General features: G+C 65.6%; 11 protein-coding genes. 3 read left to right on the top strand and 8 right to left on the bottom strand.

What is annotated here, in order from left to right:
- Nucleotides 1–30 precede the first annotated feature (30 nt).
- Complete coding sequence (locus AC5ZG1_RS16755) at nt 31–1,710, top strand: methyl-accepting chemotaxis protein (RefSeq protein ID WP_456642856.1); 1,680 nt, start codon at nt 31–33, stop codon at nt 1,708–1,710.
- Nucleotides 1,711–1,714: 4 nt separating this feature from the next.
- Here AC5ZG1_RS16755 and AC5ZG1_RS16750 read toward each other — a convergent pair whose 3' ends face one another.
- From AC5ZG1_RS16750 to AC5ZG1_RS16735, 4 genes are all read right to left on the bottom strand, one after another.
- The gene (locus AC5ZG1_RS16750) at nt 1,715–2,392 is read right to left on the bottom strand and encodes a class I SAM-dependent methyltransferase (RefSeq protein WP_208828169.1); all 678 of its coding nucleotides are present in this window, start codon (nt 2,390–2,392) and stop codon (nt 1,715–1,717) included.
- Nucleotides 2,393–2,826: 434 nt separating this feature from the next.
- Nucleotides 2,827–4,212 (bottom strand): sensor histidine kinase, encoded by a 1,386-nt coding sequence (locus AC5ZG1_RS16745; RefSeq protein ID WP_496133521.1) that lies wholly within the window; start codon nt 4,210–4,212, stop codon nt 2,827–2,829.
- Nucleotides 4,209–4,883, bottom strand: coding sequence for a response regulator transcription factor (locus AC5ZG1_RS16740; RefSeq protein ID WP_456642855.1), 675 nt, complete (start codon nt 4,881–4,883; stop codon nt 4,209–4,211). The genes AC5ZG1_RS16745 and AC5ZG1_RS16740 overlap by 4 nt, the downstream gene beginning before the upstream one ends.
- A gap of 76 nt (nt 4,884–4,959) precedes the next feature.
- A complete protein-coding gene (locus tag AC5ZG1_RS16735) occupies nt 4,960–7,767 on the bottom strand; it encodes a cation-translocating P-type ATPase (protein WP_496133520.1) in 2,808 nt (935 codons plus the stop codon).
- Between the two features lie 219 nt (nt 7,768–7,986).
- Between AC5ZG1_RS16735 and AC5ZG1_RS16730 the strand changes: the two genes are divergently transcribed.
- Entirely contained in the window at nt 7,987–8,889 is a 903-nt protein-coding gene (locus AC5ZG1_RS16730; RefSeq protein ID WP_496133519.1) for a universal stress protein, read from the top strand.
- Between the two features lie 48 nt (nt 8,890–8,937).
- Here AC5ZG1_RS16730 and AC5ZG1_RS16725 read toward each other — a convergent pair whose 3' ends face one another.
- From AC5ZG1_RS16725 to AC5ZG1_RS16710, 4 genes are all read right to left on the bottom strand, one after another.
- Nucleotides 8,938–10,056, bottom strand: coding sequence for an ABC-type transport auxiliary lipoprotein family protein (locus AC5ZG1_RS16725; RefSeq protein ID WP_496133518.1), 1,119 nt, complete (start codon nt 10,054–10,056; stop codon nt 8,938–8,940).
- A gap of 13 nt (nt 10,057–10,069) precedes the next feature.
- Nucleotides 10,070–10,801: an ABC transporter ATP-binding protein gene (locus tag AC5ZG1_RS16720; RefSeq protein WP_496133517.1), complete on the bottom strand. Its 732-nt coding sequence runs from the start codon at nt 10,799–10,801 to the stop codon at nt 10,070–10,072.
- Nucleotides 10,802–10,803: 2 nt separating this feature from the next.
- A complete protein-coding gene (locus AC5ZG1_RS16715; protein WP_496133516.1) occupies nt 10,804–11,925 on the bottom strand; it encodes an MlaE family ABC transporter permease in 1,122 nt (373 codons plus the stop codon).
- Nucleotides 11,926–12,285: 360 nt separating this feature from the next.
- Nucleotides 12,286–13,158, bottom strand: a complete 873-nt coding sequence (locus tag AC5ZG1_RS16710) for an SDR family oxidoreductase (protein ID WP_496133515.1) — start codon at nt 13,156–13,158, stop codon at nt 12,286–12,288.
- A gap of 77 nt (nt 13,159–13,235) precedes the next feature.
- On the opposite strand from AC5ZG1_RS16710, the gene AC5ZG1_RS16705 reads away from it, so the two are divergent.
- On the top strand, nt 13,236–13,673 hold the full coding sequence (locus tag AC5ZG1_RS16705; RefSeq protein ID WP_028167204.1) for a winged helix-turn-helix transcriptional regulator: 438 nt from the start codon (nt 13,236–13,238) through the stop codon (nt 13,671–13,673).
- The last annotated feature ends 7 nt before the right edge of the window (nt 13,674–13,680 follow it).

Genomic DNA, 13,680 nt, shown 5'->3' with positions numbered 1-13,680 from the left:
AGCCGCCGGAAGCTCCAGAAAAGGTGTGCGATGCTCGGCAATCTCAGGATTTCCTCCAAGCTGATGATCATGGTCGGAGTTTCAGTGCTCGGCATTGTCGCCGTGGCCTTTGTCGGCCTGCAGGCGCTGAAGAACAATCTGCTCGAGGATCGCAAGGCCAAGCTGCAGGATCTGGTCCTACTCGCCAAGCAGACGGTGGAGCAGGACTACGAGGCCGCCAGGAAGGCCGGCCTTTCCGACGCGCAGGTCCTCGAACGAAGCAAGGCGCTGCTGCGCACGCTGCGCTTCGGCAAGGACGACTATTTCTATGCCCTGGGCAAGCAGGGCGTCGTCGAGTCGCATCCGAATCCGAAGGTCGACGGCAAGAACCTGATGGATACGGCTGATTCCGACGGCGTGTTCTACACCCGCCGGCAGGTCGAAATGGCTCCCCAGGGCGGCGGCTTCGTGCAGTACCGCTTTACACGCGTAGCCGGTGGCGAGGCGGTGCCGAAGATCTCCTATGCGACCGAATTCAAACCCTATGGCTGGGCCATCGCCGGTGGCGTCTATCTCGACGACATCGATGCGATCTTCTGGTCGGAGGCGCGCTGGATCGGGTCGATCCTCGCCGTCGCGCTGCTGCTCGTTGCCGGCATGTGCTTCCTGATCGGACGCAGCATCGTCGGCCCGATCACCGGCATGACCGCCGCCATGCGCAAGATCGCCGACGGCGCGACCGACACCGTGATACCCGCGCAGGAGCGCCGCGACGAAGTCGGCGCGATGGCGCAGTCGGTCCAGGTGTTCAAGAACAACATGATCGATGCAGCGCGGCTGCGCGGCGAACAGGACGAGCTCAAGAAGCAGGCCGAAGCCGAGCGGATCAGCCTGCTCGGCAAGATGGCCGACGAGTTCGAGAACAGCGTCCGCAGTTCGCTCGATGCGCTGGCGGGCGCCGCGGCCGGTCTGCGCACGACCTCGAACAGCATGTCGGGCGCGGCCTCGGAAGCGAGCCGCCAGGCGACGACGGTTTCCGCCGTCGCCGAGCAGGCCTCCGCCAACGTGCAGACCGTGGCCGCGGCGACGGAAGAATTGTCGTCCTCGGTCTCCGAGATCGGACGCCAGGTCGCGGAATCGACCCGCGTCGCGCAGCAGGCGGTGGAGGAGGCCAACCGCACCAATGTGACGGTGCAAGGCCTCTCGGCGGCGGCGCAGAAGATTGGCGACGTGATCAAGCTCATCAGCGATATCGCGAGCCAGACCAACCTCTTGGCGCTGAACGCCACCATCGAGGCGGCGCGGGCCGGCGAGGCCGGGCGCGGCTTTGCTGTGGTGGCGAGCGAGGTCAAGTCGCTGGCGAGCCAGACCGCGAAGGCAACCGAGGAGATCTCCGCGCAGGTCGCGGCGATGCAGGGCGCGACGACGGACGCGGTACACGCGATCGAAGGCATCGGCGGCACGATCGGCGGGATCAACGAGATCACCACCGTGATCGCGGCGGCGGTCGAGCAGCAGGGCTCGGCCACCAAAGAGATCGCCCGCAACGTGCAACAAGCCGCGCACGGCACCAGCGCGGTCTCCAGCAATATCGGCGGCGTCACCCGCGCCGCGGGTGAGACCGGTACGGCCGCCGGCAAGGTGCTGGATTCGGCGGAAGAGCTCAACAAGCAGGCCGAGATGCTGCGAGGCAAGGTCGACGGCTTCCTCGCCAATATCCGCGCGGCGTGACGGCTTAGCTCGGCTCCAGCACCGTAGGAACGACTGCCAATCGCGGTCGCAGTTCGAGATTGTCAAGCTGCGACTGATCCTCGATCGCGCCGGGACGCAGCGTGGAGAAGCGGGACGGCGCGCGCCGCACCAGCCGATAGACGGAGGCCGGCGGCAGGTTGCTCATGGTGCGCCCGACCAGCGTGGCCTTCAGCCCGAGCCGATCGAGGATCGGCCGCGGGATCGGCGCCCTCGGTCCGTAGGTGAACTGATAGAACGCGCCGTTCGGACGCACATAGCGAAACGCGCCGCTTACGATCGACAGCACCTTGCGCGGCGACATCGTCAGCAACGGCAAGCCGCTCACGACCGCGCCGACCGAGCCGTCATCGGCGAGCTTCACCGTGCCGAGCCGCGCCGCGTCCATCCACAGCACGCGCGCCCCGGGAAAGCGCAATTGCAGGATCTGGACGAATTCGGATCCGTATTCGACGATGGTGAGATCCTGCTGCCTGATTCCCTTCTGCAGCAGCTTGTAGGTGAAGACGCCAGTGCCGGCGCCGAGCTCGATGATCGGGCCGGATGACGGCGTGATCTCGCGGGTGATCAATTCGGCAAGCGCGTTGCCGGACGGGGCGACCGCGCCGACCCGGCGCGGGTTGAACAGCCAGGAGAGAAAAAACGATGTGGCATCGTGAGACATGAGTCCATGACCTTGCAATAATAAGCACAGTGTCCCGGCGCCGCGCCGCAAGCCCCAGATGCGATTCGGATCAAGACGCGCGCATCATCGACGCGCGGCATTGCGACAGCATTGCGTGTTGTGAGGAGATGGTGCGGCCACACGAAAGGTGCCGTAACCCCGGGGGCCGCTCTCGACCTCAGCAATAACCGGTTGTCATTCCGGGGCGCGCGCAGCGCGAGCTATGATGTGCAATTGCACATCGTAGCCCGATGCTGCGCATCGTCCCGTAATGACGGCGGTGGGCGTGGCGAAGCCCGAGTAAATTAGCTCCGGCGCCGAGCGAAACCTTCGGTGCCGTAGCCCGGGTGGAGCGTCAGTGTCACCCGGGACCGGTCGTCGATTTTGATAGAGATATCCCGGGCTGCGCTTCGCTTCACCCGGGCTACTGGCTCTCAACTCACGGCCAAGGCGGGGAGCGCGATCGGTGGGAGGGAGATGCGGAAGCAGGCGCCGTGGCCGCTTCGTTCGGTGACGCTCACCTCGCCGCGATGCAGATGGATGATCTCGCGCACGAGGTTGAGGCCGAGGCCCGCGCCGCGGTGCCGCGGCTGCAGGCGGTGGAACGGCTCGAAGATGCGCTCGCGCTCTGAAGCCGGAATGCCGGGGCCCTGGTCGCGGATTTCGACCGTCGCCGGTGCGCTGACGGCAACGACGATGGCGCCGCGATGACCGCCATGCTGGATCGCATTCTGCACCAGATTGACGACGGCACGTTCGAGCGCGCCCCGATCGCCCCACACGTCGATCCGCGCACCCTCATGCTGCAATGAGATCTCATAGCCGGCCGCGATCGCGAGCGGCGCGAGATCGGCGATCACCTGTGCGCAGAGACCTGCAAGATCGATGGCGGACGATTGCGCCAGCCGCTGCTCGAGCCGCTGCAGATCGAGCAACTGCTCGGTCAGCGTCGCAAGCCGCGAGACGTCCTCGATCAGGCGCGCCTTCTCGGCGCTTTGCGGCAGGCCTTCCAGGCGCGTGGTGAGGATCGCGATCGGCGTTCGTAATTCGTGCGCGGCATCGGCGAGGAAGCGTCGATGCCGTTCATAGCCTTCATCGAGCCGTCCCAAGGCGTCATTGACGGCGCTCACCAGCGGCGCGATCTCGGTGGGGACGGCGCCAACCGGCAGCCGGGCGCCGCGCTTGTCGATATCGATCTCGCCGGCCTGATGCGCGGCTTCGTCAAGACCCGCGAGCGCGTTGCGCACCACGAGCGGGGTCGCCACCAGCGTCGTCAGCGCCATCAGGGCAAAGCCGGGCAACATCAGCCCGAAGAAAGCCAGCGTGATCTGCAGCAGCGACTGCGCATCCGAGATCCTGATCTCGCTGGTGACGATGATCTGCACCGGGCCTGCTGCGGTCTCGACCACTTTCATCTGTCCGCTGATATGACGCGAATCGTCACTGGCGCGATCCCAACTGCGAATTTCGCCGTCGATATCGCCGAGCCCGCCGCCGAGACGGGCAAACTCCGGCGGCACGTCTCCCTCGGAGAGCGAATGGCCGGACTTGTCGTGGATCACGAACCACAAATTCCGCGTATCGCCGCGCAGCTCCTTCAGCGCCGGGGTCTCGCGCAGGACAAGCGTTCCGTCAGTGCTGCGCGTTACCGCGTCGCGCAGCACATCGATGCCGCGCCCATCGTCGCGCCGATATACGCAACCGGACGCCCACAGAGTTGCAATGAGCAAAACAACAAAAGCGACGAGCAGCACCGCGTGCAGCGGGATCAGCCGGCGGATCAGGCGCGAGCGCAGCGACGCCGTGTTCATCGACTTCATGATGCCGCTCGCAGGAGATAGCCGACGCCGCGGATGCCGTGGATCTCGACGCCGGCGCCGGCCTCGGTGAGCTTGCGGCGCAGGCGCGAGACATGCGTGTCCAGCGCATTCGACTGCACCTCTTCGTCGAGCGAATAGACGGCAGCCTCGAGCGACGAGCGCACGACCGTGCGCCCCATCCGCCGCATCAGGGTTTGCAGCACCAGCAGTTCGCGGCGCGGCAATTCCAGGAGGCGGCCGTCGACCTCGGCCTCGCAATGGTTCAGGTTGAAGCTCAGCCGCCCGAGCCTGACGATATCGGGCTGCAGGTCGGCGGACCGCCGCCACACCGCCCGCAGCCGCGCCAGCAATTCCTCGGCCGCGAACGGCTTGGCCAGATAGTCGTCGGCGCCGGTGTCGAGGCCGGTGACGCGGTCCGACAATTCGCCCCGCGCCGTCAGCACGATGACGGGGGTCGGGATCGCCTTGGCGCGGAGCTTCGGGATCAGGCTGATGCCGTCGCCATCAGGCAGGTTGCGGTCGAGCAGGATCGCGTCATAGGCGCCCGCCACCATGATTTCCGCGGCCTCCATCAGCGAGGTCACTCGGTCGGCCAGCATGTCGTAGCTTTTCAGGACCGCAGACAAGGCCGACGCCATCTCGTCTTCGTCCTCAACCAGAAGTATTCGCACCACCCTGACCCAGGCAATTCAAGTTGACCTGGTTCCATAGAGCCGCTGGATTGCGGCTACATTGCGTGTTTGCCGGTCATCGGGGCGCCAAATGGCGGCTCGAACGGCCGCCGAACCCGCGGATCGCGAGCTTGCTCAGTTCGCGCAGCCACAGCACCGAGCTTGCAACCGCCGCGCAGAACAGCCAGTCGCCGGCGCTCAGGCTGACGGTCGAGAACGCCTCCTGGAGGAAGGGCACGTAGACAACCAGCGCGTGCAGCAGGAGCGAAAGCGCGACTGCCGCCCAGAGCCAGCCATTGGTGAAGAGGCCATGGAATGCGCTGAGCTCGTCGGAGCGGGCGTTGAAGACGTTGAAAAGCTGGAACAGCACCAGCGTCGTGAAGGCCATGGTGCGCCCATAGGCAATCGTGCCTGAACCTTCGATCAGGCCGCCCGGAAGCGAGGCGTCCAGCACCAGCAATGTGCCAACCGCCATGATGATCCCGACCAGGAAAATCCCGCCCCACATCGTCAGCGTCATGACGCCCTCATCGCGCGGGCGCGGCGGGCGCTGCATGATGGCCGGGTCCGCCGGGTCGACGGCGACGGCGAGTGCGGGCGCGCCGTCGGTCACAAGGTTGATCCAGAGGATTTGCGTCGCCAAGAGCGGAAGCACGACGACACCGCTGGCGGCGGAAAGTCCGATTGTATCGGCCAGCACGACGCCGAAGAACATCGTCAAGACCTCGCCGATATTCGACGACAGCAGGTAGCGCAGGAATTTCCGGATGTTGTCGAAGATCGCGCGCCCCTCCTCGACCGCGGCGACGATGGTGGCAAAATTGTCGTCGGCAAGGACCATGTCGGCCGCCTCCTTGGAGACGTCGGTGCCCGTAACCCCCATGGCGACACCAATGTCGGCCGCCTTCAGCGCCGGGGCATCGTTGACGCCGTCCCCGGTCATCGCCACGGTTTCCCCTGCCCGCTGCAGCGCCCGCACGATGCGCAGCTTGTGACTGGGATTGACGCGGGCATAGACCGAGACCTCCTCCACAATGCGGTCGAGTTCTTGCTCCGTCATGGCCTCCAACTCGGCGCCGGACACCGCGCGCTGGCCTGACGTGATGATGCCGAGTTCGGCGGCGATAATCGCCGCGGTCTTGGGATGATCGCCGGTGATCATGATGGGGCGGATGCCTGCCGCCCGGCTCCGTGCAACCGCATCGCGCGCTTCCCGGCGCGGCGGATCGATCATGCCGATCAGGCCGAGAAAGACGAGGTCCTGCTCCACGTTCTCATCGAATGCATCATGCTGCGACCTTTCTGCCGGCAGCGAGCGGAACGCAACCCCAAGCGTCCGCAACGCTTCCTCGGCCAGCGCATCATTGCTCGCCATGATCTCGGCCTTGCGCGCGTCGGTGAGTGCGACCGCATCTCGTCCGACGAGTTCGTGGGTGCAGCGCGCGAGCAGGACATCGGGCGCGCCCTTGGTCACCGCGATCAGGCGGTCGCGCCGCTCCGCATCGGTATGCACCGTGCTCATCAATTTGCGCTCGGACGAGAACGGAATCTCGCCGATCCGCTCGAAGCGCTGATCGAGCGCGGCAGGGAGCAGGCCTGCCTTGCATGCGGCCACGATCAATGCGCCTTCGGTCGGATCGCCCTGCACGATCCAGGCGCCATCACGTTCCTCCAGCAGCGCGTTGTTGGCGCGTTCGGCCGCCGTCAGCGTGCGCTCGAGCTCGAACTGCAGCGCGCCATTGTCCGACGCATCGCCGACCAGATGCACGTCGCCCTCCGGTGCGTAGCCGGTGCCGGAGAGATTGATGCAGCCGCTCGCCGTCACGACCCGGCGCACCGTCATCTCGTTCCTGGTCAAGGTGCCGGTCTTGTCGGATGCGATGACGGTCGCCGAACCGAGCGCTTCCACGGCGGCGAGACGGCGGATGATGGCATTCTTCTTCGCCATCCGCTGCATGCCGATGGACAGCACGGCGGTGACCACCGCCGGCAACCCTTCCGGAACCGCGGCGACGGCCAGCGCCACGCCGAGCAGCAGCACCGCGAAAATCTCGGAGAAGCCGTTGATGTCGCTGACGAGAAAGATCGTGCCGATCATGGCCACTGCAATCAGCACGACCGTGATCGCAAGCACCTTGCCGACGCGCGCGAGCTCGCGCTGCAGCGGCGTAGTCTCCTGCGGCGCCTCCCGCAGCATGCCGGCGATCCGGCCCATCTGGGTCCGCATCCCCGTGGCGGTGACCACCGCGCGGGCATGCCCATAGACCGCAGTGGTTCCGCTGAAGATCATGTTGTGCCGGTCGCCGAGCTCAGCCTCTCCTGCCACAGGCGCGACGAGCTTGCTCACCGGGAGGCTTTCGCCGGTGAGCGCGGCTTCGGCCGTCTGCAGCGCGGCTGACACGATCAGCCGGGCGTCGGCCGGAATGGTGTCGCCTTCCGCGATGACGATGATATCGCCCGGCACCAGCTGCGCCGCCGGGATGTTGCGCCGCTCGCCATCGCGGACTACGTTGGCGTGCGCGGCGGACATCTCACGCAACGCGGCTGCGGCGCGCTCCGCCCGGGCCTCCTGAATGTAGCCCATGAGCGCGTTGAGCAGCACGATGGCAAGGATCGCGATGGCCTCGTAGGGCAGCGCGGTTTCGTGCTCATTCAGCCAGATCGCGATCGAGATCACTGCCGCCGCGATCAACAGGAGCACCAGCACGTCGGTGAACTGATCGAGGAATTTCAGCCATTCGGGACGCGGTGGCACTGTGTCCAATTCGTTTCGGCCATCGCGCGCGAGGCGCTGGGCGGCCTCCGCACTGCTCAGGCCCCGCTCGGCATCGGTATGAAGGGCGGCCACCGTCTCCGCCGCCGTCTGCCGGTGTGCCTCGTGCATCGTCAAATCGGAGGATTTTCTGTGCATGCTGCAATGATACGTTGCGACGACGTTTCCTGGTACCGGGAACCGCGCTTGTCGGGATGATCCATGTCAATCGACACGACGCGATCGGCGCTGCAGAATGCGGGTGAACGAAATGTCGCAGCCAAGATCGTTGCGGTCTCGCGCCGGAACCCAGACGATCGAAGCGGCCGTATGGCTGAAAGGTAGCGTCACATGAGCGAAGCAAGCGCGACCAAAGAACCGCCGAGATCAATTCTGCTCGCCACCGATCTTAGCCCCCGCTGCGACCGCGCGCTCGATCGCGCCGTGCTGTTGTCGCAGTCATGGCAGGCGAAGCTCGTGATCCTGCACGTTCTCGAAAAACTTCGGGATGCGGATTTCGATCCGAGCGTTCCATCCTGGCGACGCCCTCCCGATCCCGTCAGCGTGGCGGCAAAGCAGTTGCTGGCCGATATCGGCCCGCTGGCGAAGATGGCCGACATCGTGATCGATGAAGGCGACCCGGCCGAGGCGATCGTGCGCACCGCCGAAAAGAAAGGATGCGATCTCATCATCACCGGAGTTGCAAGGGATGAGCCGTTCGGGCGACTTTTCCTTGGCACGACGGTCGATCGCCTGCTTCGCAGTTCGCACACACCGATCCTGATCGTGAAGAAAAGGGGACAGCGGGCTTACGGCCGCATCGCCGCAGCGATCGACTTTTCAGATTCATCACGCCATGCACTCGAGGCCGCGGTCCGCTGCTTCCCCGACCAGGCGCTCATGATATTCCACGCCTACGAGATACCGATGGGCGGGTTGGCCCACGATTCCGCTGCCTATCGACGGCAATGTCAGCAGGCTGTCGAGCGGGACTACAAGGCCTTCCTCACGACAATGACATGCGGCGAGACGATCAGGCGGCGTGCACGTTCGTTCATCGAACTTGGGACGCCGGATGAAGTGCTGCGCCGAGGCGTGCGCGATATGGACATCGACCTTGTCGTGCTCGGCACCGAGGGGCGCGGCGCGCTCTCCGAAATGCTGATTGCAAGCGTCGGCAAACATCTCATGGCCGAACTGCCATGCGACGTCCTGATGATCAGGGAGCCGCCCGCCGCACCAACAGCCGCCTAATCCGCTGTTTTGCCGCAACAGGTAGCGGTCACGTCGGCTCCGCAGGACCTACCTGGATGCTTCGGCTTCGTGGGCCGCCGTCCATGGGATCAATTCGCGCGCCAGTGCATCGAAGGCGGCGTTGAAGGCCTTTGCCGCCGGGGCGGGGGCGAGCGTCTCGATCGGCGCTTCCTGCTGGAAGACGCGCGCTGCGCGCAGACGGCCCGATGCATCGAGGAGCTTGGCGGACAGCGCGATCACGGCGTGCGGCTGTGGCGTTGTGACGATCTCGAACTGGCGCAGGTCGAGCAGCAGGCGGGACGAGCCTTCCGGCGCGGCGTCGGGACGGAACGGCGGATGGGCGATGTCGTAGTTCTCGAAACTCTGCAGCAGTTTCGCCTGCACGAGCTGCGGCAGGGCGTCGCTCCATTGCGCGTCGGCAAAATCCTTGTCGTCGCCGCCCGCGAACAGGAAGCGCTGAGTCTGCAACGCAGTGATCGCCGTCGGCTCGGCAATGGAAAGCGTTCCCTTAAAGGGGCGGACCGGCGCATCGAACCGGCTGGCGGGGCTGAGGTCAAAAGTCGTCTTGCGCGCTGGGGCGCCACCGCCGCCCATGGTCCGATCGAGACCGGCGATGATATTGTCCAGGCGCGGGGTGTTGCGCGCCAGCCCGTCCGCAAAGGTGCCGATGTTGCCGATCGCGTCATGCAGGGTTGCGGAATTTTCGCTGAGCACCGTATCGACCTTGCGCAGCGCATCGCGCGCGGCCTGCGTCATGCTCTGCCCCGCGCCTTTCTCGGCGATCAGGGGCCCTTGCACGCGCGGGGCATCGATCCGCTCGCCGCCTTCCAGCGCCACCACGGGCACGCCAGTGAGGCCCTGGAAATCGAGGCCGACTTTGGTATCGGCGCGCACCGGCGTGTGCTCAAGCACGGCGATGGTGGCATGGACGTCGCGCGGCCGGTCGGGCACGAATTCGAGCGAGGTGACTTCACCGACGCGGATGCCGTTGAACAGCACCGCAGCGCCCACGAGCAAGCCGGGAACGGGACCATTGAACACGACCTGGTAGCTCTCGCGCTTGCCGATGCCGCCGGTGTTGTTGAGCCAGTAGACGAAGCCGAACACGGCGACGATCGCCGCCAGGACGAAGGCGCCGACAACGATAAAGGGTGCGCGCGTTTCCATTGATGTCGTTCCGTTAACCGTTGAGATGAAGCATTTGCGCTCGCGCGCCATGGAAATAGGCCCGCACCCAGGGATGGTCGGATTCCAGCACCGATTTCAGCGGACCGAGCGCGGCGATCTTGCCGTCGGCCAGCGCCGCGACGCGGTCGCAGACCGCGTAGAGCGTGTTGAGGTCGTGGGTGACCATGAATACGGTGAAGCCGAGCGTCCGCTGCAGCGTCTTGATCAGGGAATCGAATTCGCCGGCGGCGATCGGGTCCAATCCGGACGTCGGCTCGTCCAGGAACAGGAGCGCAGGATCGAGCGCGAGCGCACGCGCCAGCGCCACGCGCTTGACCATGCCGCCGGAAAGTTCGGAAGGAAACTTGTCGCCATCATCGACGGTGAGGCCGACCATCTCGAGCTTCGCATTGGCGATCTCGTCCAGCAGCGACGGCGACAGATGCGCGGCCTCGCGCAGCGGGAATTGCACGTTCTGCCGCGCGTTCAGCGCCGAGAACAGCGCGCCCTGCTGGAACAACACGCCGCTCCTGCCGCCGTTTTCGGCAAGCTCGATGATGCCGCCGCGTTTCGGCAGCAATCCGATGATCGTGCGCATCAGCACGGATTTGCCGCCGCCGGACGCGCCGACGAGGCCCAGGATTTCGCCCTGACGGACATCGAGATTGAGATGATCGAGCACGATCTTGCGGCCGAAGCCGACGACAAGATCCTGCACGTGGATGGCGATACGTTCTTCGGTCACGGCTACATTCCGATCGAGGCGAAGAACACGGCGAACAGGCCGTCGAGCACGATGACCAGGAAGATCGACTTGACGACGGAGGACGTCGTCTGCTGCCCGAGCGATTCCGCGCTGCCCTTGACGCGAAGCCCTTCGCTCGCCGCGATCAGGCCGATGACCAGCGCCATGAACGGCGCCTTGATCATGCCGACCTCGAAACTGTTGATCGAGACCGCCTCATGCAGCCGCGCGATGAAGATCGCCGGGCCCATGCCGCCATAGAGCCAGGTGACGAGCCCGCCGCCATAGAGCGCAGCCATCGAGCCCAAGAAGGTGAGGATCGGCAGCGCGATCACCAGCGCCAGCACGCGCGGCAGGATCAGCACCTCGACCGGATCGAGGCCCATGGTCGTGAGCGCATCGATCTCCTCGCGCATCTTCATCGAGCCGATCTCGGCGGTGTAGGCGCTGCCGGAACGTCCGGCCACCATGATCGCGACGATCAGGACGCCGAGCTCGCGCAGCACCAGGATGCCGACCATGTCGACGACGTAGGAATCGGCGCCGAACTTGCGGAAATGGAAAATGCCCTGCTGGGCGATGATGGCACCGATCAGGAACGTGATCAGCACCATGATCGGGATCGCACGCCAGCCGACCTGGCCGAGTTGATAGACGGTGGAGGTGAAGCGAAACGATCGCGGATGGCGCAGCGTGCGGAACAGCGCGATGCCGACACTGCCGAGCATGTCGAGAAAGACGATGGTCTCGGCAATGATGCCGCGTCCGACCCGCTCGAGCAGGTCGGCGAGCGCGTTGGTGCGGCGCGCAGGGGCCGGCGGCCTGCGGTTCAATTTCCGAACTTCGCCGATCAATCCGGAATAGCTGGCGGAAAGGCCGGTTATCTCGGCTTCGCTCGCTTGCGTCGTTCCGCCGCGCGCCAGTTTCTCGATCAGCCAGGCGCCCACGGTGTCCAGCGCGGTGATCCCGCTCAGGTCGATCTTGCGGATGCCCTGCGCAAGCCGCGGCTGGATGCCTGCGCACAGCCGCTCCAGAATCTCGACATTGGCAACCGTCCACGCGCCACGCGGATGGAGCGAGCGGACCGCGCCGTCATCCATGGTCAGGTCAGGGGCACTGTTCAAGATGATACCTCCGGAAGTCCGGAGGCGACTCTAGCCGGGCCGGCGGGCAATCGTTTGACACAGCGCAATAGATGCCCCAGCGGTCCGGAATCTTGGGGGCGTAACGCTGCCGCAGGGCTGTGCGGCAGCTTCGTAGCCCATTCGATCAGGGCCGGGGTCAATTCACTCCGGTTCCGCCACGCCCACTGCCGTCATTCCGGGCGATGCGCAGCGCGAGCCCGGAATCCGTTTCTCCACTGTTACCTGCTGCCTGATGGATTCCGGGCTCGCGCTGCGCGCGCCCCGGAATGACGGGCCGTTATTGCTGAGCTCGAGAGCGGCCCCGGGTTACGCTGGCGCTCCACCCGGGCTACAGGCCCTCTATCGCGCGAGCGCTGCTGACACCGATTCGGCCAGCGGCGTCGTCGGGCGACCGATGAGCGCGCTCAATTGCCTGGAGGCGTCATAGAGCGCGCCGTTGGCTGCTTTGGCATCGCTGTCCGCCAGGAGCGCCGCGAAGGCTTCCGGCAGACCGATCGACACCAGCGCAGCCTTGTAATCGGCCTCCGGCAAATCCCTGTAGACGACGGGCTTGCCGGACTGCCTGGCGATCTCAGCGGCATAGTCGGCGAGGGTGTAGCCATTGTCGCCGGCAAGCTCGTAGATCTGGCCCGCCTGGTTGTCGCGGCTTGCGAGCACGGCTGCCGCAGCCGCGGCGTAATCGGCGCGCGCGGCGAGGGAGAAGCGGCCATCCGCTGCAGAACCCAGCACAGCACCGTGCTGGATCGCGGCGGCAATATTCCCGGTGTAGTTCTCGGCGTACCAGCCGTTGCGGAGGAATACGAACGGCACACCGGATGCGCGGATCAGCGCTTCCGTCTTGCGGTGCTCCTCCGCCAGCGCCAGCGGGCTGGTGTCGGCATGGAGGATGCTGGTGTAGGCGAGCAGCTTCACGCCCGCCGCTTGCGCTGCATCGATGACATGGCCGTGTTGGCGGACGCGCTGCCCGATCTCGCTCGAAGAGATCAGAAGCACCTTGTCCACGCCTGTGAGCGCGGCCTTGACGGCGGCGGGGTCTTCATAATTGGCGGTGCGAAGCTCGATGCCGCGCTCCGCCAGGTCTTTGGCGGCGACGGGGTCACGGACGATGCCAACCAGATGCGCGCCGGGGGCGATCCGCAAAAGCTCGGCGATGACGAGGCGGCCCAACTGGCCGGTTGCCCCGGTGATGGCGATACGTTCGGAAATTGTCATGTTCCTCTTCCTGGTCTAAAATAGAGACCAAGCCTAGATACGAGGCCGCCGGAGATCGCGGAAGGAGGCAGGTTTTGGTGACAGGGTTACGCGAAAATAACCTTGGGTCGGCCCAGGAGTGCCTGGGGCAGCGCTTCCAGACCTGGCGCGGCGGCGAGTTCGACCTCGCGCTTTGCCCGGTCCGCGGCATCCTGGATCGTCTCGGCGACAAGTGGACCACGCTGATCTTGATCGTGCTCGCGCAGCGGCCGCATCGCTTCAGCGAGATTCGGCGGTCGATCCCCGACATCTCCAAGCGCATGCTGACGCAAACGCTTCGCGACCTCGAGCGCGACGGCATGATCACGCGCCGCGTGTTCCCGACCAAGCCGCCGAGCGTGGAGTACGGATTGACAGAGCTCGGCGAATCCCTGCTCGAACCCGTGGCCCAACTCGTCACTTGGGCGGAGACAAGCCAGACGAAGATCGCGATGGCGAGATCGGCGTTCGATGCGGCGGAAGCGTCACGGGGCTAGGCAGCCC

This window comes from Bradyrhizobium sp. Leo78, assembly GCF_059512425.1.
This window is presented reverse-complemented; position numbering and strand designations above follow the sequence as displayed.